The following is a 22884-nucleotide window of genomic DNA, read 5'->3' as shown; positions in this document are numbered from 1 at the left end:
AATAATGCGATTAAGGTTATCTAAAGATTACCAAACCTTTAAAACTTATAGCTGTATCCTAGGCTAATGTCAAGTCCTCGTTTGTAATTGCTTAACACAATGTTACCGTCATTACCTTCTCTTTCTAGTCTGTATTCTGGATTCAACAGGTTTCTAGCCTTTAAGGAAAGTTTTCCGTTTTCTCCTATACCTATAGAGCTTACAAAGTCTAGTGTAGGAACCCCTATTTCTTTTATGTTTTCAAAACCACGAGTACCTACTGAATAAACACGTTCTGTAAAATAGTTGAATACCAATGCCGTGTTTACATTGCTCTTATTGATAAACGTGTTGTAGTTGATATCTAGATTTACTAACAATGGAGCAGCACCTTGAAGCGCTGTACTCGTTTCTGTAAACTGTGCTAGAGGATCATTTAATTCTTGCTTGCTGTAGATATAAGAAGCATTAAAACCTAAAGCAAATTTAGTCTCGCGGTCCATTTCTAATCCTGCTTCTGGCATTTCTTTAGAGAAGATGTCTTTACGCAATTCAAACTCTGCTCCCAATACTGTCGCCTTATCTCCTACGTTTAAGTACGTAAGTGTATTCCCTCCACTAGGAATTTCTGTACGAGCGATTGGGTTTTCAATATTCTTATAAAAACCTGTTAATGAAAAGATCTCACCTTTTGAAGGATAATATTCATATGCTAAGTCAAAATTAGTCACATTAGAAATTTGTAAATCTGGATTACCTTGAGTAGCTGTTCCACCTGGATTAGCATATCTAAAAGGAGCAATCTCCTTAAATCTAGGCATGATGTAAGTTCGACTCGCCCCTAATCTGACGATATTATCATCGTTAAGTGAATATTTCATTCCTAAACTAGGAAGGAACAGACTCTCATCGATTTTTGAAGGACCATTTGTGGCACTTCTAGCAATGTTTGTATCGTATTCCACTTCTTGACTTACGTTTTCAAAACGCATACCTACATTAAGTAAGAATTTTTCAGTAAATCCTTTTACATAATTTCCTTGTCCAGCAAATATGATTTTATCACCTATGTAATAAAATGGATTGAATGCCTGAGGGTTTAATGCGCTTCCTCTCCCTGTTTCTAATCTAAAATTTCCTGCAGTTAAAGAGGGCTGACTGTAAATAGCATCTACATCATTAATATCTACAGCGATACGAGTGTCAAAAGTGTGGTTGAAGGTGGTTGCCTGAAAAATGTGGTGTGTCCATCTTACATCTCCTCCTACTGTAAAGTAGTTAGGTCGTTCATCTTCTTCATTAGTATTAAGGTCATACTTCAACAAAGCATTTGCATTGTAATCGTTCTCTTGTACCTTACTAAAGAATCGCTGGTTATTACCTCCTGAGTCTATGTTAGGAGAATAAAAACCATCTCTAAATAAATATTCAAAATTTCTACGGTCTGGCTCACTACCTCTTAATGCATTAAAAGATCCCTTTAAGTCAAGGTCCAGTCTATCGTTTAGCTGGAAATGAGACAATAATTGACTCACGTAAAGATTGTTGTCATTCGTTTGCTGTCTTCTCACAAACACACGGTCGCCTTCTTGTTCTGGATTATTGATACCTTCATATTCTTGAAAACTCTGAGTGTTTTTATGAATGTACATCGTTAAAAACTCAATATTATTATTCCCAAAACGGTAATCTAGATTGAACTGTCCTATTTGAGAAGTTTCATACTCATATTTATCAAAATCCTGATCTAAGTAGATGCTTCCGGCACTGTTCGTGTTTTTTACATTACCGTCGATAAAACGGTACCCATTGTCAAATGTCAAAAGTCCGTAGATATTTAAATAATTGTCTCCTATATCTATACGTTTCCCTCCATTGATAGAAAGACCTAAATTCACTAAATTGTTTTCTGAACTAGGAGCTAGTTGATTGTTGAAACTGTACACATTAAGATTAGTAACAGGCAACTCTGCATCACTAAAACCGAAGAAACCTTCTCCTGCAATACCTTTAAATTCAGCACCCAAGGTTTGCATGTTTGCCCCAGTAGAGAAACCTACTCCTAATTCCTCTCTGCCTGAAAGTCCTTTCAAATCAATATTGATATTTGCACCGGCATTATCTCCTGTAATCTCAGATCCAAAAACCTTATTGATATCGACGCTTTCAATTAAATCACTGCTAAAAAAATCTAAAGAGATATTTTTATACTCAGGATCATCAGATGGTAATGGTAGACCATTTAAAGAAGTAGAGTTGTAACGATCCCCTAGACCTCTTACAAATACATTCTTTACACCAGCTTGCTTAGAAACACCACTTACTTTAGTAACCGCACCTTCAGCATCGCTCACTCCTTTTTGTGAAAGTTCTTCAGCACCTATGGATTGTTTTATAGTTATAGAATTCTTTTTTTCAAGTATCAAAGCTTCTTGACTTTCTCTGCTTTTAGTCACTACGATCTCAATCGTATCCAAAACTCCAGCTTCTGCACTCATAGATACATTAACCCTTGTAGTAGAGCCTTCTTGTACTTTTACATTTGGGATTTCAACAGTTTGCATTCCTACAAATGTTATTACCAACGTGTAGGTTCCAACTGGAGCTGTAATAGAAAAATTTCCATCCATGTCAGACTGAGCACCCAAGGTCGTGCCTTTAAGTTGAACAGAGGCAAATGCGACTGGATCATCATCAAAATCTTTATCTGTAATCAATCCTGCAACTTTACCGTTTTGCGCTGTAGCAAAGGTAGTTAGCATTAAAAATAAAGCGAAAATTAACTTCTTCATTATGTGTAAATTAGATTTTGCAAATGAACGACCTAAATGCATGTACACAGGTTATGCTATGATTAATTCATCAATTCGTATTGTTAAGAAATAGTAAAGTAAAATCAGTAAGTCTATAGCTTGGAATGATTCTTATCTTGCACAAAAAATAATCTGTAAATGAACTGGCAGCAACTACTTTCCCTTAAAAGATATGGCGACTCACAACCTAGGCTTAGATCGCAACAAGATGAATTAAGACTGGGCTTTGAAGTAGATTATGACCGTGTCATTTTCTCTCAACACTTTAGATCCCTTCAAGATAAAACACAGGTAATTCCTCTAAGCCAAAGTGGATTTGTTCATACCCGACTTACGCACAGCCTAGAAGTAAGCGTTGTAGGTCGTTCTTTAGGAAGAATGGCTGGTCAGCGTATTCTAGAAAAGCATCCTGATTTGCAGGCAGCTGGCTATAAACAACAGGATTTTGGCGCTATAGTTGCCGCAGCGGCTTTGGCCCATGATATAGGAAATCCACCTTTCGGTCATAGTGGAGAAAAGGCTATAGGCAGTTATTTTAAAACAGAACTAGGAGCTGGGTTGATAAGCACGCTTTCGCCAAAGCAGCAACAAGACCTACTTTCTTACGAGGGAAATGCTAACGGATACCGATTATTAAATCTAGATAGTCCGGGAACCTCTGGAGGGTTAAGACTCTCCTATGCTACCCTTGGGGCTTTTATCAAATATCCTAAAGAATCGCTCCCGTACCGACCTACCAAACACATTTCGCAAAAAAAATACGGCATCTTTCAAGCAGATTTAGTTCATTTTAAAGATGTAGCAACCGAACTAGGACTCGTAAACAACGATAGTACAGAGGAGACTCATTACCGACATCCACTCACTTATCTGGTAGAAGCTGCAGATGATATTTGTTACACCATCATTGATTTTGAAGACGGTATAAATTTAGGCTGGATCAGTGAAGATCACGCGCTAGAACAATTAATCAAGCTGGTTAGAGATACGATTAGAACGGAGGTTTATACCCAGTTATCAACTACTTCAGAGCGATTGTCTTATCTGAGATCACTAGCTATAAACAACCTTATAACAGACTGTATCTCTATATTTATGGAACATGAAGAGGCTATATTAGCTGGTAATTTTCCTCATGCACTCACCGATAAGTCCAAATACAAAGCGCAAATTGAAGACATTCTCAGCATTACCGTTGATAAGGTTTATACTAATGAAGAAGTCGTTCAAAAAGAAATTGCTGGGTATAAAATTCTTCAAGATATTTTAAATGCCGTTATCAAAGCCAGTATCAACGATTTTGAGGAAATGACAAGTTCCTACGATCAATTAATTCTTAAATCTTGTAAAGGTCTTAGGTTAAGCGGGACTGATAAGTATGAACGTATATTAGACGTTTGTGGTTATGTCGCTTCTCTTACAGACAGTAAGTCCATTGCTTTATTTGAAGTGATCAATGGTAAAATTTAAAATAAAACCTCTCAATTGTCTTAACTTTAAGGCATTAATACCCATCAGATGAATAAAAAACTAATTGTTTCAAGTATTCTAGTCTTTACAGTTGCTGTAATTAGCTTATTTGTTTTTAATAAAGAAGAAAAAGGAATAGAAGAGGCTAGAGCGCTCCACAGGCAACTGTTAGAAAACAGTCCTTTTAGGGAAACTATAAAACTTTCAAGAGCCGAACGTAAAGCACTTTCATTACCACCTAACGCTTATAATGAGCGTATGTGGGAACTGACCATGAATCCTACGACAGGGATACCAACTCCATATAAGGTAAAAAGCATAGCTACCGATATAGTGAAAAGTGCCCCTGGTTCTAACTCGAGAGCGTGGGAAGAAAGAGGACCTTCTAATATAGGAGGAAGAACGAGAGTGGTATTTTACGATCCTAATGACCTAGGAGCAAATAACGGAGATGGCACAGATTACAACAGAGTATTTGCCGGCGGTGTAGGTGGCGGTTTATGGGTGAATAACGACATCACTGATATTAATTCTGTATGGACTATAATTCCTGGCCTTGCAGCAAATCTAAATGTAAGCGCTTATGCGATAGACCCTAATGATTCCATGACCTTTTATATAGGAACAGGTGAACAATATACTGCGGGTGCAGCTGTAGGGAATGGCCTTTATAAAACTATTGATGGAGGAAGCACTTGGGTCAACGTACCTATTACTCCTGCTGGACCAGGAAATTTAAGTGCTCCTGCTAATTTGTTTACCGCTGGGATTTTCTTTATTACCGATGTCATCGTATGGGATAACAATGGAACTAGTGAAGTCTTTGTAGGCGTAGGCTCTACCATTTATGGATCACCCAACTTCAACATATCTAATCCAAATAATATTTTAGGAGCTCAAAATGCAGGACTTTATAGAAGCCCAGACAATGGACCGAGCTGGTCGCGAGTAGAAAACACGTCTATGGAATATTTATTTGGTGGTCAGACATTTTATGTAGCTCCAAATGATTTTGAATTAAGTGCTAATAATCAACTTTATATGGGTACGATTTCAGTGCCCGGAACAAATAGTGGCGGCGGTCGTTTGTACCAATCTACAGATGGACTCAACTGGAATCTTCAAAGTACCATTACAGGTGGTGACCGTATTGAAATTGCTGCGTCTTCAACAAATCAAAATCTATTTTATATAGCAGCACAAGTAGCTGGTGAAGGAAACTTATATCAAAGCATCGATGCCTTAATGACCACTACCCCAATCAATGAACCTAATGATGCAGATAGCTCCATCCCTCCCACCGATTTTACAAGAGGACAAGCATTTTATGATTTAGTGATAGAAGTAGATCCTAGTAATGATCAAATCATTTATGCCGGAGGAATCGATTCCTTTAGATCTACAAATGGAGGTAACACCTGGAACCAAATCTCTAAATGGGTCAATGCATTTGGACTTGAAAATTTAAACATCCCTTTTGTACATGCTGATATCCACGCATTGACTTTCCACCCAACAGACCCCAATCAAGGCGTCATAGGAAGCGATGGTGGCGTTTCTTGGGCAAACTCTTTTAGCGCTGCTGACTTATCGACCACTGCAATTCTAACTAGAAATAACGGTTATAATGTGACACAATTCTACTATGGAAGCATAGCTTCCAATATTGGTGCAGGAGATGATCTCGTAGGCGGCTCACAAGACAATGGTACTTTGGCTATAGATAATGCATCAGCTGGAATGAATAATTTTATTACGGAGCTAGGCGGAGATGGCGGGCACGTGGCAATAGATGATGCAGGTGGGTATGCCATAATTACATCACAGTACAACAACCACAGATACGTGAGCTATCCTAATTATAACTTTAGTTATTGCATCGCTACTTTTAATTGTGGAGATGGTGGTAGCAATGCTGATGGCGACTTTATCAATGTAGCAGAACTGGATAGTAATTTAGACTACTTGTACTCGAATAGCAAAAACTTTAGCGGCAATAATGCCATAGACGCCTGTCAATTATTTGCTAACGCAGCAGCTTGTAACACCATAACAAATTTTCTAATAACTTCTAACCGACCCACGGCCATGAAAGTATCTCCTTACACACTCTCCAGCACAACGCTATTAGTAGGAACTGAATTATCTACTCTGGCAGTAGTTACTAATGCAAATACTACAAATCCGCAATGGACTGCTATTACAGGGCCTAACTTTCTTGGTAGTATTTCAGACGTCGAATTTGGAACTAGTGAGCAAGAAATATATGTTACTATGCACAATTACGGTGTACAAAACATATGGTATACTGCTGATGGAGGAACGACTTGGAGTGGAAAAGAAGGCAACTTGCCAGACCTACCCGTAAAAGCCATTCTCGCAAACCCGTTGTTACCTGGCGAGGTAATTATAGGTACAGAAGCAGGTATATATGCTACGAGCGATTTTAACAGTGTCAGTCCTACATGGCAACCGCTTATCAACGGAATGACTAATGTGAAAGTAGTGGACCTGGATCTCAGAACAGCCGATAATACCATACTTGCCACAACTCATGGTCGCGGAATGTTTACAGGAACTTTTGATACCTTGAGCATCTCTGAGTTTGACACAAATGATCTAGGGATTAAAATCTACCCTACTGTTTCTAATGGAGCGATAACTATTACTTCTAGTCAAGACCTAGCTAAAACTAGTATTCAGATATTTAATCTAAGCGGTCAGCAGGTGTTTGAAACGGAAAAAAACTTAAGTTCTAATGTGACAAGCTTGCAGCTTGACATACGTTCAGGTTTATACCTAATGAAACTGACCACAAATGGTCGTTCTCAAACAGAGAAGATTATTATTGAATAAGGCTTAATTTAATTTTTTGATCAATTTCAAAATAGCCTCATAATCGATTCCTGCCATTTTATGCAAGTCGGCTGTGGGGCCGTGTTCTATAAAAGCATCTGGAATGCCTCGTTTATGAATGGTTCCTTGGTACGCTTTCGCGAAAGCGAGATCGCAAACAACACTTCCCAAACCACCTACTACCGTGCCATCTTCTATAGTAATAATGTGATCATGACCTTTAAAAATAGCTTCTAAAGCTTTAGAATCAATAGGCTTTAAAAAACGAATATCTAAGTGAGTTACCTCTAGGTTTTCTTTTTCCAACAACTCTTCTATCATCGTCCCGATAGGACCAATACTGATAACAGCTATATTTTTACCCTTTCTAAGAAGCCTAGAAGAGCCTATTTCAAGATGTTTAAAAGTTTGTTGCCACCTCACGATCTTACCACGACCACGCGGGTACCTGATTGCTATAGGCAACTCCAATCCTTGAGAAGCAGTAAACATCATGTTTCTCATTTCTACAGCATCCATAGGTGCTGCAATAATCATGTCTGGAATACAATTCAAATAAGCGAGATCAAACACACCGTGATGGGTTGCCCCATCTTGACCTACTATTCCGGCCCTATCGAGACAAAAAATGACTGGCAATTTCTGTAGTGCCACATCGTGGATCACTTGGTCGTAAGCACGCTGTAAAAAAGTAGAGTATACGTTACAAAAAGGAACCAATCCTTGAGTGGCCATTCCTGCCGCAAGGGTTACCGCATGTTGCTCTGCAATACCTACATCAAATGCACGACCTGGAATCGCTTCCATCATGATTTTCATAGAACTCCCTGTTGGCATAGCTGGTGTTATCCCTACTATTTTCTCATTCTCACGAGCCAGCTCCACTATCGTATGGCCAAATACATCTTGGAATTTAGGCGGTAATTTACTGGTATCACTAGCTGGAATTTCTCCAGTAATTTTATCAAATTTTCCTGGTGCATGATAGCGTACTTGATCGATTTCAGCTTGTTTTAAGCCTTTACCTTTTACGGTTCTCACATGTAAAAGCCGCGGTCCTTTTAGGTCTTTTTGTCTTTCTAATTCTTTGAGTAAGGTCGGTAGATCGTGACCGTCTATAGGTCCTGAATAATCAAAGTTGAGCGATTCAAAGATATTATCGCTACCCGTTTCTTTTCCAGATTTAGTCTTAGTTAAATAATCTTTTAACGCACCCACACTAGGATCAATTCCTATAGCATTATCATTGAGAATAACCAAAAGATCTGCACCGCTCACTCCTGCGTGATTTAAAGCTTCAAATGCCATACCGCTGGCGATACTCGCATCGCCTACTACCGCAATGTGTTTTCTATCTTCTTTCTTTAAGGCGCTCGCCATTGCCATTCCAAGCGCAGCACTGATAGAAGTGGAGCTATGACCGGTTCCAAAGGTGTCGTACACGCTTTCTGAACGTTTAGGGAAACCCGAGATGCCGCCTAGGTCTCTATTGGTATGAAAAACCTCCCTACGACCTGTTAGAATTTTATGTCCATAAGCTTGATGACCAACGTCCCAAACCAATTGATCTACCGGAGTATGGAATACATAATGTAAGGCAATGGTCAATTCTACCACTCCTAAGCTTGCTCCTAAATGTCCTTCTTTTGCCGCCACTATATCAATTATAAAAGCTCTCAATTCTTGAGCAATTGCAGGCAGATCGCTTTTGGGCAAGCGTCTTAAATCGGCAGGATCGTTAATGGTAGCAAGTAAATTCTTAGACATATTCAAAGGTAAGATGATTTATCAATTTGTTGAATTAATGAATTGGTAATTTGTTGATGGACTATTGCTATAATTTGATCGGTTATTATTGATCAATTCAAAAACGGGAGTTTATTACTCCTTTTCAAAAATGATAGGCAACGCATACATGACAGCTACTTTATTGTCGTCATAATCTTTTCCAGGTCTAAAATTTGGCAAAGTTCTTAAAACTCTAAACGCCTCTATTTCTAAAACTTTATATTTTGCTTTAACTTTTATATCAACGATCTGACCAGTCGTATCAATTTTAAATTGAGTAGAAATTTTATGCCTTCCTAATATAGTTGTATCAAGAACCTTCTTATTAAAATTAATTTCTACAAATTCCTGAATGTTATCGCTAAAAGATTTTCTTCTTTCTTCTCTAGTTAAAGTTTTAGGAGTATTCGGGAATTGAGGTGGATGTTGAACTATAGCAAAAGGTACTTCATTTGAATAGTGATCTTCTAAAACCATTACTCCTTCTATTGAGACAATTTCTCCTGTTGTCATAACAATAACTGGCGGCGATGGTGGCGCATTTAATCTGCCAGTAATTGGGATTTCTTCATCGATATTATGATCAAGATTATCGTTGATAGATAATGGTTTATCCTTGGAGTTTTTTGCTGTAGAATCAATAATCTCTATCGCATCGATCTTTTGCTTCGTTCCATTATCTGAAACACAACTCAACAAAGTTGTACCCATGACTATTAATAATGCTAGGGCAAAAAACCGAGTTGAAAATCGCAGCTGATAAATCGTTGTTGCTGGGATTTTTAAAATAACTTGATCTAACTGTGATGTATTGACATGACCACAAACTCCATGGTGTAAGTTTTCTTTGAGATAATTACCGATTTCCAGAGTACTCTTATTAGTAAAATCAATCACTGTCTTCTCGCAAGAAGAACAAAATCTGCCTTTTGCAGAAGGCTTCATTTGATTCCAATTCTCGTGACAAGGTTCTGGAATCTTGAAGGGATAGTATTCTTTCATGGTTGGTGTTTTAAAGTTAAAAACCTAACATATCAAAAGTCTTGCCTTTAATTTATAGCCTTAGGAGTTTATAAACTCTAACTGATTTCCGTTCCCCAACCTTAAAGGATGTGTAACTAAAAGCATTGTGATTATTTCAAAAAAAAGCTGCTATTAATAGGTGGAGCATTAGTCAAAAGCTTTTTATAGAGCATAATTTTATTTCCAAAATCTCAACAATACCCTCCAAACAGGAACTTTTAGAAACCAACATGCAAAGTATTTCTTTTGGTATGTTTGGTCAATATCTATAAAGCTAGATGTTGATCTAAAGACCTAAATCGACATCAGATTTAGACAATGCCAACACAAATAGCTGGCATGTCAAATCTCACAGGCTTTCTCATTAATAATTAACTGAACGTTATAGTCTAAAGCTTTTTGGAGCACAATTTTCGTCCAGTTGTAAACGGCATCAGTTTAAGTTTACACTATGTTTACCGAAGTACTCCAACTTACTCTGTTTCTCTTATTCATTTATATTTTCTTATTACTTTTAGCTTTATTTTTACAAACATGATCGAACCATTTGACCACGAGTATTTCATGAGAAAGGCTTTGCAAGAAGCCGAAGCGGCCTTTGAGCGTAATGAAATTCCTGTTGGCGCTGTTATCGTAGCCCAAAACCGCATCATTGCAAAAGGCCATAATCTTACAGAAACCCTAACTGATGTTACTGCTCATGCAGAGATGCAGGCTATTACAGCAGCCTCTAGTTTTATAGGTGGTAAGTATTTAAAAGATTGCACTCTTTACGTCACTTTAGAGCCTTGCCAGATGTGTGCAGGTGCGCTGTACTGGTCACAAATAGGGACCATAGTATTTGCGGCGAGTGATGAACAGCGCGGTTATCAAAAAATGGGAACACAACTACATCCTAAAACAAAAGTGGTTTCTGGAATTCTCAAACAACCTTGTGCTGATTTGATGAAGGAGTTTTTTATTAGAAAGCGCGGTTTGAATTAGAGGTTTTAGATTTTTGGAGCAAAAGTCAGTTGAATTGAATTGTCATGCTGGAAAATTTGCGTAAAAGACTTTTGAAATGAGTAAAATTTGTATCGCAAATTTATTAAGCATCCAGCAGGGCGTTCTCTATTTGTAAAATGATCACGATCCATCATGCATTTCAGATAACTTTGGAGGCTAACTTTAATTTATGAATTTTCTACCAAATTTTCTGGAAACACAAAGATATAACTAGCTATCAAACCTTGCTTTTACACGGTCGGCTATATCTTGCATCGCTTCTTTACTAAGGTCGACTTTATTGATAAAACGCATATCTTCCATATCTCGTAAGGGAATCAAATGCACATGAACATGAGGTACTTCAAGACCGATTACTGACATTCCTATACGCTCGCAAGGAACTTCTTCCCTCAACGCGAGTGCCACTTCTCTAGAAAAATCCATCAAATCAAAATAGGTCTCGCTATCAAGGTCAAAGATTTTATTCACCTCTTTTTTAGGCACACAAAGGGTATGCCCAGGAGCGTTGGGATTGATATCTAAAAATGCTATGAAGTCTTCAGTTTCAGCTACTTTAAAACTCGGTATTTCTCCTGTGATGATTTTTGTAAAAATGCTCATGATGAATTTCTTGAAATTTCTATGATTTCTAATTTGATGGTTCCTACAGGAACAACGGCCTCAGCCACATCGCCTACCACTTTACCTAACAATGCTTTACCGATGGGTGATTCAACAGAGATGTGCCCTTTAGTTACATCGGCCTCGCTTTGTGCCACCAGCTTATAGTTCATGGTCATTTTATTGCCCAGATTCTTGATCTTAACCGTACTATGAATAAGAACTTTGGAAAGATCTAGCGTGTTTTCATCTACGATACGTGCGTTAGAAACAATAGCATCGAGCTTAGAAATACGCATTTCCAGCATCCCTTGTGCTTCTTTTGCCGCATCGTATTCGGCATTTTCACTTAAATCTCCTTTATCACGCGCCTCACCAATAGCCTGCGATGCCAATGGGCGTTCCACATCTTTAAGTTGCTTCAACTCGTCCTTTAACTTCTTTAATCCTTCTTCTGTATAATATGATACGTTACTCATGTCTTTTTTATTTTAATATGATAGTTTGCCTTCCGCTTTCTTTTTCTTAGAGAATTTGAAATTTATGTTGAACTTGATTCGGTAAGTAAGCAGTATAATCACCAGCCCCATTACTCACATCATGGCTCGTGATGACAAAAAACAAAATCCCTTCATTGCTGCGGGATTATAAAACAAATATAATAAATATCAATCAGTTCGTTATACTTTTACACCTTATTGATTTATAATGAAAATACGCAAAGCTTATCTTCTCGCTATTTTATTTGTCGTTTTCGCTTGTACCAGCGATGACGGCCGTAATAACAATCCGTTTTTAGTTGATATAGGTTTTCAAATAGACCTTAACACCAACTTACCTCAATATGGAAACCTCAATTTCCCGGGGAATTCTGTCCTTGTTCCTAATGTAGGCTTACGTGGTTTTGTGATATACAACTTAGACAACTCACAGTATTTTGTTTACGAATTAAGCGATCCTAATCATTCTCCTAACGGCTGTTCTCGCATGACCGTAAGTGGCATCGAGGCCACTTGTCCTTGCACTGACGACCAGAATAAATACAATATTATTACAGGGCAGCCCATTCAAGGTGAAGGACTTTACGGCTTAAAAGCATACCGCGCTCGAAGAAACGGAGCCATTATTAGGGTGACCAATTAGTGTTAAAAAAGTAGGCAGTGATTGATAATTTATATGAAGCTATACGAATTCATACCATCGACTGCCTACTTCTGTTTTATTATTGCAATGCAAAAATAAAATAAACTTCCCTGCTACCCACTAAAATGTCAACGTCACACCTGTCAAGAAATTAATTCCTGCTTGAGGATAAAACCCAGCACCTTCTACCGTAGCAATTGTACCTGGATTTGTAAAGTCATCATCAAACGTAAAGTAGTATCCATTAGACACGTACTTCTGATTAAATATATTATTCACTAGCCCAGTAAAAACTACCGTATCAAAAATTGAATTCGGCTTTATGGTATATATGAAATTAAGATCATTTGTAAAATAACTATCAAGTTTAGAATCTTGCGCCTCGGTATTGCTCATAAATTGCTCTCCGACAAACTTACTTAGTAAGGAGATTTGAAAGTTTTTTAATGGCTGGTATACTATAGCATTTGCAGCGACTACATTAGGGGAGAAAGCAATATCTGTAGATCCTAGGTTTTGTAATTCGCCATCAAAGGATCGTACTGTTTCTCTATTTTTATTACTACTTACCGCAAGATTAGGCTGTAAAGTAAGCTGATTTGTTACTGGGATAACCGCTTCTATTTCTAGTCCCAGACGGTAGCTTTCTCCACTATTGGTTCTCAAAGGGGCTCCTACATCATTGATCTGACCGCTCAAAACCAACTGCTCGTTGTACAACATCAAATAACTGTTTACATTAAGAGTGAAATTACCTTTCTTATGACGCCATCCTAATTCAAAGTCGTTGAGTTGCTCTGGTTTTATATCTGGATTGCTTTCAAAGTCATTCCTATTAGGTTCTCTATTAGCTCTTGCATAAGATAAATAAAGGTCATTAGTTTCATTGTACTCAAAAGTAACTCCAGCTTTAGGGTTGAAGAAAGTGAAATTTTTATCCACTAAAAACAAAGAAAGATCAGAGTTGATACCCGAAGTTTTATAGTTCACATTTCTAACTTGTAGATCTCCGTACAACTTTACACGATCATTCAATTTATAAGTAGCTTTTGAAAAAGCAGAAAGATCATTTTTCCTACCATTACCGTCATAATAACGCTCTCTAATATCGCTCTGACTGGCAAAACGCGCCCAAATCACTTCACCAAAATGATCACCATCATAATGACTGATGGATGTCCCAAAGATCAAATCAATTTCATTATCCTTATAATTAGCACTTGCATTAAAAACATAGTAATCGTTATCCAACCATCTGCGACGTACAAGATCTGTTTCATCAACGATCTGACCATCAACCACTAGCGGATTTAAACCGTATGTAGAAAAGTCATCATCTTCTCTAAATTGTTCAAAGAATCCGCGACCGTAGGTATAATTCAAACCTACGTTTGTAGACCAATTGTTGCTATAACGTTCATTCCAGTGCAATTGATAATGATCCTGACGGTAATCATCTACTTCATTATCATAAAACTGTTGATTGCCATTTTCATCTTCATAGGCTCCAGCCGGGTTAAAGGTTCTGTTTTCTCTTAGCGTTGTAGCATCGATACCGAACCAAGATTGGTAGGTTACATTATTACCACCAAATGTGATCGCTTTAATAAGTGTATTATCATCCACATAAGAACCTTGTAAAAAGTAAGATTTCAAACTAGTAGAAGCGCGATCTACATAACCATCTGATTCAATGTTAGATAATCGGCCAGCTATTTCAAAATGATCATTCATCAATCCAGTAGAGAATTTTACGGTATGTTTTCTACTATTAAAACTACCAAAGGAATTAGAAATTTCACCACTCGCTTCTCTAGAAAAGGCATCGGTTAAAATATTAATACTAGCACCAAATGCACTACTACCGTTGGTACTTGTACCTACCCCACGCTGCAATTGTAAATTTTCTACAGAGGACGAAAAGTCTCCTAAATTGACCCAAAAAGTCCCAAGTGATTCTGCATCAGAATAAGGGATTCCGTTAATGGTCACATTAGTAGATTGCGAGCTTACCCCACGCACCCTTAATCCCGTGTAACCTATTCCTGCTCCTGCGTCACTTGTTGTTACTACTGACGGTAAGAAATTGAGCAGCATAGGAATGTCTTGTCCTAAATTACGTTTGGCAATTTCTTTCTTAGATAAATTACTGTGTGTGATGGGTGATTTTGCATCAACACGTACTGCTTTTACTAGAACTTCGTCTAATTTTTCAGCTTTTGTGGAGTCTTGCTCCTGTTTGTTTTGCGCTATTGCGAGACCAGTTGTTGCCAGTGCAGCTGCAATTAAAACGCGACGTAAATGTTTCATTAGAACTTTGTTTAAAGTTCAAATAAAAGGGGCATTTATTCGGTTTGGATTAAAATAAATTGTGTGAAGGATTCTCTTGAAATAAAAATGTTAGGATGCACGCTTTCGCGAAAGCGAAAATAAAACACACATCAAAACCAGTTTACATCTTTTCCCTTAGCGACATTACTCGCCCAGGTTCCTTGGGTATTATCTCAGCCATTTGAACTACATTATTCCTGCAGTTCAAAAAGCACCCCTTGAGATTGGCGGCAAATGTAATGGTAAAATCAAAACGAAAATCAAAAAAAAATAGAAATTTTGAGAAATTTGAAATTGAAAAAATGAGAATTCCTTTTCATTTCGATAGAAATAGAACTCATGGTTTCCCTGTGAGGGAAATCTGCGCAGGATAAAGAGTATTTGCGCAAGATTACATATTAATGTGTGATCATAAACATGGCAAATACCCAGTTTTTCTTTTCGCTTGAGAGAAAATGATTAGTTGAGCTCTACATTTAATTATCTCTATAGCTAGTTGTTATAGGTTTCCGTTGAGGGAAATGTCCGATAGGTCAAAGGGTGTTTGCGATGCAAGAATTACAAAATGAGCTAAGAACTACTATGGCCTCAACAACTCACAAACTCAAAGACTAAGAAACTTACTCAAAACTCTATCTCTTTCTCCACCATTTTACCATCACGATCTACAGTAACCATAGTTTTATCGCCATTATCAAAAGTTGCTAACGTACGCATGTAACTCATCATATCTACAATCGTGCTGTCTCCTAATTTTACGACTATATCACCTTTCATAAGTCCTGCTTTTTGGGCTGGTTTATCTTCGCTTATACCGTCTATGCGCATTCCTTTACCCGTAAATAAATAATCAGGAACTACTCCAAGTCCTACTTTAAAACGCGGTACTTCTTCGCTTTCATTTTTAGTTTTTCTAAAGGCTAGTCTTCCCGCTTTATCGGTCTCGCCTACTATTCTGAGAATATAGTTGGAGATTTGTTGCATTCCAGCATAGTTCAGCTTCTCTGCATCATCGCCTGGTTTGTGATAATCTTCATGCTGTCCCGTGAAGAAATGCAATACCGGAATATCATTTAAATAAAAGGAAGTATGATCACTCGGTCCAACGCCACTTTCACTAATTGCCAGCGTAAAATCTTTATTTACAGCGTTGATGATTTGTTTCCATCGAGGAGAAGTTCCTGCGCCATAGACGGCAAGAGTATTCTCATCATTCAGTCTTCCCACCATGTCCATATTGATCATATAGCTTATAGAATCTAGAGCAATCGTAGAATTCTTAGTAAAATAATTAGAGCCTAACAATCCCAACTCTTCACCAGAAAATGCCATGAATAAATAGTTATTTCCTTTTTTATCGCTCATTTTTAAGTCATAAGCCAGGTCTAGCATGACAGCAACACCACTCGCATTATCATCTGCTCCATTGTGAATGGCCTCTCCTTCACGGTATAAAGAACCTTCACCGCCCATTCCTAAATGATCATAATGTGCTCCTATAACAACGGTTTGTGCAGCCCCATTATCGATGTAACCGATGACGTTAGTTCCTGTTAAATATACATCACCTTTCTCGTCTGTAAAAGCTGCTTCTTGATGTGGACCACTAGAAGGTTTAAAAGAGAAAGTCTGGAAATAGGTTCCCGCATTTCCTTTAGGCTCTAACCCGGATTCTTTCATGCGTTTTGCAATATAATCTGCAGCAAGAAGTTCATAAGAAGTTCCAGTCTCGCGCCCTTGTAGACTATCAGAAGCCAAGTAAACCACATCTGCTTTCATGTCGCCTTTGATGGGTTGTTGGTTTTTTTGATCTGTCTTACAGGAGACTAATAAACAAAGGGCTATAAAAAGTATCGTGATTCTCATAAGTGTGTAATTATATAGAAATGTAGGTAACAAATTTAAATAAGACGGAGCGCTTTAAAGCCAATTACGGCATATTCTTTAAATCCTGTCGCCCTATAATAGTCATTATTTCAACCTTATTTTTAGTTTTATTGATGCAGTAATACATACTGTCTGAGCCACAAACACATCTTCTATACCCAGGTTTGATAAATTCAACGGCTTCAAATGAATAGGGTCTTTGCGCTATGATTTTAAAATACTCAAAAAAAGAATTGAAATAGCTATCGGCTTGTTGCATAACAAATTTGTGGACGCCATAATGATGCATCCTTATTAAATCTTCTTTTGCAGCACTGCTCAAAAGGTAATCAGCCATCAAGCCTTGATTTAGACTCTTTTAAAATCTGTTGCTGGCTATCGTACGTAAAGCGGCTTTGTTCTGCTTTTTCAAGTTTGTGATGGATCCAGTCTATCTGTTTTTGCTGATTTCTAGCTTGTCGTACTAAGTCGTTAACCAATTCACTCTTACTAGAATACTCTTTGCTCTCCACTTGATCTTTTAACCACTCATTATTTGGTTCTGTTAGTGTAATACTTTGTCGTGACATGTGGTAAGTTATTGGTGCGTAATTACATCAAGTATATGATTTTTTTACTAAAGCCATAGGCTGTAATTTAGCACGAAAATTAAAAACTCATGAAAAAGTTCTTATTCCTTATTTCCATCATCACCATTATCAGTTGTAAAGACAAGGCCACTAGTGAAGATACCGCTGCAAATGAAAACCCTCTTATTATGGAAGGTGAGAATCATTTTAAGGACATGTATCAAGTAACATTTGGCGGTGATAATGCTGAGGCGTATTGGAGTTTTGATGACAAGCAGCTCATCTTTCAAAGCAACAATGCCGATTGGGATGTAGGTTGTGATCAAATGTTTTTGATGAATAATGGAGACAGCTTTCGCGCCATGCCTGCCGGCAGGCAGGAAAGCGTGCCAAAAATGGTCTCTACTGGCAAAGGAAGAGCCACTTGTGCGTATTTCTTACCTGATAATAAACACGTAATTTATGCCAGTACACATCTTGTGATGGACGACTGTCCTGATACACCACTCAAAGAAAACGGCAAATATGTATGGCCTATTTATGACAGCTACGACATTTTTGTAGCAGATTTGGATGGGAATATCACGGCGCAACTGACTAACGAAAAAGGCTATGATGCAGAGCCTACGGTTTCTCCACAAGGGGATAAAATTGTCTTCACCAGCGACCGGAGCGGTGATTTAGAATTGTACACGATGGATATTGATGGTGGAAATGTAAAGCAAATCACCTTTGAATTGGGTTATGATGGTGGTGCCTTTTTCTCGCCAGATGGAACACAATTGATCTTCCGTTCTTCACGACCTAAAACCGAAGCAGAAATTAAAGAATACCAAGATTTACTTAAAACAGGATTGGTGCAACCTACAGAAATGGAATTGTATATCTGTAATGCAGATGGGTCTGATTTGCGTCAGTTGACCCAATTAGGAAATGCCAACTGGTCTCCCTTCTTTTTACCAGATGGGAAACGTGTCTTGTTCTCTTCTAACTTTGAAGCAGAGCGCGGTTTCCCTTTCAACCTATACATGATCAATACGGACGGAACTGGTCTGGAACGCATTACTGCTGGAGAAACTTTTGATGCTTTCCCGGTATTTTCAAACAATGGAAAATACCTGGCCTTCTCATCCAACCGCAATAACGGTGGTGGACGCGATACAAACTTGTTTATTGCAGAGTGGAAGGATTAATCCTGTATGCAGCAAAATGAGTGGGCAGTAGGCAATTTGTGTTGCCTATTTTATCATTCGTTCTTTATGTTTCACTCTCTGTTTTCTTTTAAAGAACAGAAGTTGGTAGGGAACATGATTCAGTGGAAAAATTAATTTTATAAACAGTCTCTTTCTATTTAACTGATCTAGGTATTTCAAACCTCTTTATTTATGAGGTTCGTTATCAGATTTACATAAAATCAATTCTGTATTTGGAATAGTTTTGCCGATTTATCCTGTGTACAATAAGGTAGCTTCTCGACTATTTTAATCTTACACTCGTAAGCGGCATTAGTTAAAAACGAGCACTAGCGATTGTTGATACTGGCGCCATCGGCAGGAATTATTTTTAAACTATCCCATATCAAAAGAGGGCAGAATTAGCTCCGCCCCTTTTTGATAAAATATTTAAGCAATCACCGCTCCATTCACAATAGCATCATCTGGATTTACAAACACCAATTTCCCCTCAGGATCTTCAGCGAGTAAAATCATTCCTTGAGATTCTACACCTCTTAATTTTCTTGGTGCAAGGTTGGCAAGTACGGTTACTTTGCGACCTACTAATTCTTCGGCTGTGTAATGTTGTGCGATTCCAGAAACGATGGTTCTTTTATCGATTCCCGTATCCACGGTCATGACCATTAATTTATCAGTCTTAGGCATTTTCTCTGCGGTAAGGATTTCTCCTACTCGCAGGTCCATTTTCATAAAGTCGTCGTAATTCGTTTCTTCTTTTTGAGGCATAAGAGTGCGTGTTTCTTTAGTATTAGCCACTTTTGTAGCTTCTAGTTTATCGAGTTGCGCTTGGATTTGCTCGTCTTCTATTTTAGAAAAAAGCAATTCTGATGGGTTTATTTTATGTCCTGCTGCAAGAAGTGGATCCTTACTAGCTACCCGATCCCAATTAGCAGATTCCCCATCGAGTGCGGGATAGTCCAGTATGTTTTTCAACTTAGTTGATGTATGCGGTAAAAATGGCTCACTTAAGATCGCTAATGCGGTCGTGATTTGTAAACACACGTACATGATATTTTGAACTTGCTCTGGATTTGTTTTTACGAGTTTCCAAGGTTCTAATCCTTCTTCGGCAATATACTTGTTTCCTATACTAGAAAGATTCATCAATTCTTGAAGCGCTTCTCTAAAACGGAATCTGTCCAGACTGTCACCTATAGATTTAGGAAATGTCTTGATTTGGTCCAAGACGTCTTGATCTCTAGGTGTAAGACCTGAAGTTTCTGGAACGATTCCTTCATAATATTTATTGGTCAGTACAATGACTCGGTTCACAAAGTTTCCAAGGTTGGCAACCAACTCATTGTTATTACGTGCTTGAAAATCTTTCCAAGTAAAGTTATTGTCCTTAGTTTCTGGAGCATTTGCCGTTAGTACATATCGCAACACATCTTGCTGTCCAGGAAAATCTGCTAGGTATTCATGCAACCAAACGGCCCAATTTCTAGAGGTAGATATTTTATCGTCTTCTAGGTTGAGGAATTCGTTTGCGGGTACATTTTCTGGTAAGATGTAATCACCATGTGCTTTTAACATCGCAGGGAAAATAATACAGTGAAAAACAATATTGTCCTTTCCTATAAAATGCAACAAAGAAGTATCTTCATTCTTCCAGTAATCTTCCCAATTCTTTCCTTCACGAGCTGCCCATTCTTTGGTAGCGCTTATATATCCAATAGGAGCATCAAACCATACATAAAGTACTTTACCATCGGCTCCTTCTACAGGCACAGGAATTCCCCAATCCAGATCTCGAGTTACCGCGCGTGGGTGTAATCCATCGGTGATCCAGCTTTTTACTTGACCTAATACATTTGTTTTCCAGTCTTTGGAGTGTCCTTCTACGATCCACTCATGGAGCCACTCGCTGTACTCATCTAGGGGTAAAAACCAGTGTCTGGTTTCTTTTAATTCTGGTGTATTTCCAGTAATAGCACTTTTAGGATCTATTAAATCGGTACCGTTGTGAGAGGTACCACATTTCTCACATTGATCTCCATAAGCCTCTGTATTGCCACATTTAGGACAAGTTCCCACCACAAAACGATCTGCTAGAAACTGGTCTGCTTCAGGATCGTATAATTGCTCGGTCACTTGCTCGATAAATTTACCGTCATTGTATAACTTAGTAAAAAAGGCGCTTGCCGTTTCATGATGAATAGGTGCGCTGGTACGGCTGTAATTATCAAAAGTAATCCCAAATTCCTTAAAGGAATCACCAATGATTTTATGATAGCGATTCACCAATTCTTGCGGAGTAATTCCTTCCTTTTTAGCTTTTATAGTAATAGGCACTCCATGCTCATCGCTACCGCAAATAAAAGCGACATCGCTGCCCTTCATACGCTGGTAACGCGCAAAAATATCTGCAGGAACATAGACACCAGCCAGGTGACCTATATGAACAGGTCCATTAGTATAAGGCAATGCTGCCGTAATCGTAAAACGTTTTTGATCGCTCATGAAGTTCTTTTGAAAGCTGCAAATTTACGACATTGCTCTTTCTTAAAAGATACTTTTATAGGTGGTTGTGGCTATTGTTATTCCGCTTTCGCGAAAGCGGAACATCAACCCATTTAATCGATAATAAACTGACTGCTATACTGCTTTCCAGCACTTTCAATTTTATAAATATACGGACCAGAAAACGTTCTGGACGGCAACGCCTCCTGGATATCCATCTCATGAACGCCGGGCAAGAAGTATCGATTTGCCAGCTGGCCTATTTCCTGACCCAACATATTATAAATACGTATGTCCAGTTTGCGACCGCTTTCTAGCTGTATATGCAAACTCACCTGTTGTGGTTTATGGATCACAAAATGATGGAAGTCTTTATTTGCAAAGTCATCTATTCCAGCTGTGGTGCAATTGAATCCTAGGTTTAACGTATTGAAATTACCATTGAGCATCGCCTGGTCTACAATAGACGGTGGAATGCACAACCATTCTTTCATCACCGTGGAATAGACAGCTCTAAAATCGGTGCTGTAGCTCATATTGCCGTTGGCATCCAGATTAGTCATACTAGGATGAGAGCCTATAAACCCGTTTCCATTCAGTCCGCCACCGAAAAGCATCATAGGTGCAGCGGCGCCGTGATCAGTTCCATTAGAACCATTTTCTTCTACCCTTCTACCGAATTCAGAAATCGTCATGCAAAGAACCTCATCTTGATTTCCATAAGCCGCAAGATCGTTGTAAAACGCATCGATTGATTCGGAGAGTTTTTGCATGCGATCGGCATGTGTTCCCGCCTGATTTGCATGGGTATCAAAACCGTCTAGGGTGACCATATAAACTTTTGTGCCTAGCTGGCCTTTGATCAATCTCGCCACAATAGAAAACTGCTCTGCAATAGAATGATTCCCATAAGTAGCTTGTGTAGCACTTGCCTGATAAGCGTTATTGATAACTCCTGCATATTGAAAGGTGTTGTTAGTGGTAGATCTTAAAAAACTTAATTGATCTCCATACGTACATGGCGGTACGTTTAAGGCATCGTGTTGCCAGCCGTTTTGGGCGAGGTTATAGAGTTGCTGTGGATCTGCCACAGAAAAGGCATAATTAGTCTGTGAGCCTTCAAAAGCGAGATTCCCCAAACTACCTATTTGTATCGCTGGTGGTACCGCTGGCGGACTCAATAAAAAGTTGGGAAATTCATTTTCAAAAAACCTCCCCATCCAGCCTGTTTCTTCTACTGCAGCTGGCTCTGTACTTGCCCATATATCACTGGATCTAAAATGAGATAGGTTTTGCCCTTGATAACCGACTCCATGAACGATTTTCATCTCTCCATTTCCCCATCTGGATTGTAAAGAGCTCATAAAAGAAGGCAAACCAAAATCTGGACTTAAATTATATAAAGAGTTTTGTGGTAATGCAATACTTGCTCGGTTAGCTGCATAAGTACTGTAATCGTATACTGGTACAATGGTATTCAAACCATCGTTACCTCCTTTAAGTCTTATTAAAACCAATACGCGGTCATTGTTACTTGCCGCAAGAGCTGCTGTAATAGGTGAGCTCATAGCGCTAGAAATTTGAGAGCCGCCTAGAGTAAATGCCCCAGCACCAGCTATTCCCAGTGCTTGTAAAAAAGTCCTTCTATTCCAGGATTCGTGTTCCTCCCGATGCGCTTGAGAATTTGGGTCTTGGTGTTTTTTATCAGATGTACACATAGCG

The 22884-nt window shown here is 38.4% G+C and carries 16 protein-coding genes; 5 read left to right on the top strand and 11 right to left on the bottom strand.

The features are described 5' to 3' along the window. Positions 1-38: 38 nt before the first annotated feature. A complete protein-coding gene (locus F0365_RS06665; RefSeq protein WP_169932987.1) occupies positions 39-2771 on the bottom strand; it encodes a TonB-dependent receptor in 2733 nt (910 codons plus the stop codon). A 159-nt stretch (positions 2772-2930) separates the two neighbouring features. Between F0365_RS06665 and dgt the strand changes: the two genes are divergently transcribed. Further along, positions 2931-4262 (top strand): dGTP triphosphohydrolase, encoded by a 1332-nt coding sequence (gene dgt / locus F0365_RS06660; protein ID WP_169932986.1) that lies wholly within the window; start codon positions 2931-2933, stop codon positions 4260-4262. Between the two features lie 48 nt (positions 4263-4310). Next, positions 4311-7118 (top strand): T9SS type A sorting domain-containing protein, encoded by a 2808-nt coding sequence (locus tag F0365_RS06655; RefSeq protein ID WP_169932985.1) that lies wholly within the window; start codon positions 4311-4313, stop codon positions 7116-7118. Positions 7119-7121: 3 nt separating this feature from the next. Here the strand turns inward: F0365_RS06655 and F0365_RS06650 are convergent, their stop codons facing one another. Together F0365_RS06650 and F0365_RS06645 are read right to left on the bottom strand one after the other, a co-directional pair. After that, positions 7122-8885 carry a 1-deoxy-D-xylulose-5-phosphate synthase gene (locus F0365_RS06650; RefSeq protein ID WP_169932984.1) on the bottom strand — a complete coding sequence of 588 codons (1764 nt, stop codon included), beginning with the start codon at positions 8883-8885 and terminating at the stop codon, positions 7122-7124. A 114-nt stretch (positions 8886-8999) separates the two neighbouring features. After that, complete coding sequence (locus F0365_RS06645; protein ID WP_169932983.1) at positions 9000-9908, bottom strand: hypothetical protein; 909 nt, start codon at positions 9906-9908, stop codon at positions 9000-9002. A gap of 555 nt (positions 9909-10463) precedes the next feature. Between F0365_RS06645 and F0365_RS06640 the strand changes: the two genes are divergently transcribed. Next, the gene (locus F0365_RS06640; protein WP_169932982.1) at positions 10464-10913 is read left to right on the top strand and encodes a nucleoside deaminase; all 450 of its coding nucleotides are present in this window, start codon (positions 10464-10466) and stop codon (positions 10911-10913) included. Positions 10914-11144: 231 nt separating this feature from the next. On the opposite strand, the gene F0365_RS06635 is transcribed toward F0365_RS06640, so the two are convergent. Then, positions 11145-11540, bottom strand: coding sequence for an HIT family protein (locus F0365_RS06635; protein WP_169934782.1), 396 nt, complete (start codon positions 11538-11540; stop codon positions 11145-11147). Then, positions 11534-12016 (bottom strand): transcription elongation factor GreA, encoded by a 483-nt coding sequence (gene greA / locus F0365_RS06630; RefSeq protein ID WP_169932981.1) that lies wholly within the window; start codon positions 12014-12016, stop codon positions 11534-11536. The genes F0365_RS06635 and greA overlap by 7 nt, the downstream gene beginning before the upstream one ends. Before the next feature lie 229 nt (positions 12017-12245). Here greA and F0365_RS06625 point away from each other — a divergent pair, with 229 nt between their 5' ends. Beyond that, entirely contained in the window at positions 12246-12680 is a 435-nt protein-coding gene (locus F0365_RS06625; protein ID WP_169932980.1) for a Rieske (2Fe-2S) protein, read from the top strand. Positions 12681-12800: 120 nt separating this feature from the next. On the opposite strand, the gene F0365_RS06620 is transcribed toward F0365_RS06625, so the two are convergent. The 4 genes from F0365_RS06620 to F0365_RS06605 form a co-directional block, all read right to left on the bottom strand. Beyond that, the gene (locus F0365_RS06620) at positions 12801-14990 is read right to left on the bottom strand and encodes a TonB-dependent receptor (protein WP_169932979.1); all 2190 of its coding nucleotides are present in this window, start codon (positions 14988-14990) and stop codon (positions 12801-12803) included. 645 nt (positions 14991-15635) lie between these two features. After that, on the bottom strand, positions 15636-16877 hold the full coding sequence (locus tag F0365_RS06615; RefSeq protein ID WP_169932978.1) for a M28 family peptidase: 1242 nt from the start codon (positions 16875-16877) through the stop codon (positions 15636-15638). A gap of 64 nt (positions 16878-16941) precedes the next feature. Continuing rightward, positions 16942-17235: a type II toxin-antitoxin system RelE/ParE family toxin gene (locus F0365_RS06610; RefSeq protein ID WP_169932977.1), complete on the bottom strand. Its 294-nt coding sequence runs from the start codon at positions 17233-17235 to the stop codon at positions 16942-16944. Further along, on the bottom strand, positions 17228-17467 hold the full coding sequence (locus tag F0365_RS06605; protein WP_169932976.1) for a type II toxin-antitoxin system ParD family antitoxin: 240 nt from the start codon (positions 17465-17467) through the stop codon (positions 17228-17230). Before F0365_RS06605 ends, F0365_RS06610 begins: the two co-directional genes overlap by 8 nt. An 89-nt stretch (positions 17468-17556) precedes the next feature. Between F0365_RS06605 and F0365_RS06600 the strand changes: the two genes are divergently transcribed. Continuing rightward, positions 17557-18660 carry a TolB family protein gene (locus tag F0365_RS06600; RefSeq protein WP_169932975.1) on the top strand — a complete coding sequence of 368 codons (1104 nt, stop codon included), beginning with the start codon at positions 17557-17559 and terminating at the stop codon, positions 18658-18660. A gap of 429 nt (positions 18661-19089) precedes the next feature. Here F0365_RS06600 and metG read toward each other — a convergent pair whose 3' ends face one another. Further along, positions 19090-21162 carry a methionine--tRNA ligase gene (gene metG / locus F0365_RS06595; protein WP_169932974.1) on the bottom strand — a complete coding sequence of 691 codons (2073 nt, stop codon included), beginning with the start codon at positions 21160-21162 and terminating at the stop codon, positions 19090-19092. A 113-nt stretch (positions 21163-21275) separates the two neighbouring features. Further along, positions 21276-22880 carry a DUF1501 domain-containing protein gene (locus tag F0365_RS06590; protein WP_169932973.1) on the bottom strand — a complete coding sequence of 535 codons (1605 nt, stop codon included), beginning with the start codon at positions 22878-22880 and terminating at the stop codon, positions 21276-21278. Between the last annotated feature and the right edge of the window lie 4 nt (positions 22881-22884).

Origin of the sequence: Nonlabens sp. Ci31, from assembly GCF_012974865.1 — a bacterium.
Lineage (GTDB): Bacteria > Bacteroidota > Bacteroidia > Flavobacteriales > Flavobacteriaceae > Nonlabens.
The sequence above is the reverse complement of the archived record's forward strand: the minus strand, read 5'-3'. Positions and strand labels throughout refer to the sequence as shown.

What these genes read in the sequence shown, in the direction of transcription:
- F0365_RS06600 (WP_169932975.1), top strand. Translation starts at nt 17,557, where the DNA reads ATGAAAAAGTTCTTATTCCTTATTTCCATCATCACCATTATCAGTTGT.
- F0365_RS06655 (WP_169932985.1), top strand. Translation starts at nt 4,311, where the DNA reads ATGAATAAAAAACTAATTGTTTCAAGTATTCTAGTCTTTACAGTTGCT.
- F0365_RS06615 (WP_169932978.1), bottom strand. Translation starts at nt 16,877, where the DNA reads ATGAGAATCACGATACTTTTTATAGCCCTTTGTTTATTAGTCTCCTGT.
- F0365_RS06640 (WP_169932982.1), top strand. Translation starts at nt 10,464, where the DNA reads ATGATCGAACCATTTGACCACGAGTATTTCATGAGAAAGGCTTTGCAA.
- F0365_RS06620 (WP_169932979.1), bottom strand. Translation starts at nt 14,990, where the DNA reads ATGAAACATTTACGTCGCGTTTTAATTGCAGCTGCACTGGCAACAACT.
- metG (WP_169932974.1), bottom strand. Translation starts at nt 21,162, where the DNA reads ATGAGCGATCAAAAACGTTTTACGATTACGGCAGCATTGCCTTATACT.
- dgt (WP_169932986.1), top strand. Translation starts at nt 2,931, where the DNA reads ATGAACTGGCAGCAACTACTTTCCCTTAAAAGATATGGCGACTCACAA.
- F0365_RS06590 (WP_169932973.1), bottom strand. Translation starts at nt 22,880, where the DNA reads ATGTGTACATCTGATAAAAAACACCAAGACCCAAATTCTCAAGCGCAT.
- F0365_RS06665 (WP_169932987.1), bottom strand. Translation starts at nt 2,771, where the DNA reads ATGAAGAAGTTAATTTTCGCTTTATTTTTAATGCTAACTACCTTTGCT.
- F0365_RS06625 (WP_169932980.1), top strand. Translation starts at nt 12,246, where the DNA reads ATGAAAATACGCAAAGCTTATCTTCTCGCTATTTTATTTGTCGTTTTC.
- F0365_RS06605 (WP_169932976.1), bottom strand. Translation starts at nt 17,467, where the DNA reads ATGTCACGACAAAGTATTACACTAACAGAACCAAATAATGAGTGGTTA.
- F0365_RS06645 (WP_169932983.1), bottom strand. Translation starts at nt 9,908, where the DNA reads ATGAAAGAATACTATCCCTTCAAGATTCCAGAACCTTGTCACGAGAAT.
- F0365_RS06610 (WP_169932977.1), bottom strand. Translation starts at nt 17,235, where the DNA reads ATGGCTGATTACCTTTTGAGCAGTGCTGCAAAAGAAGATTTAATAAGG.
- F0365_RS06650 (WP_169932984.1), bottom strand. Translation starts at nt 8,885, where the DNA reads ATGTCTAAGAATTTACTTGCTACCATTAACGATCCTGCCGATTTAAGA.
- greA (WP_169932981.1), bottom strand. Translation starts at nt 12,016, where the DNA reads ATGAGTAACGTATCATATTATACAGAAGAAGGATTAAAGAAGTTAAAG.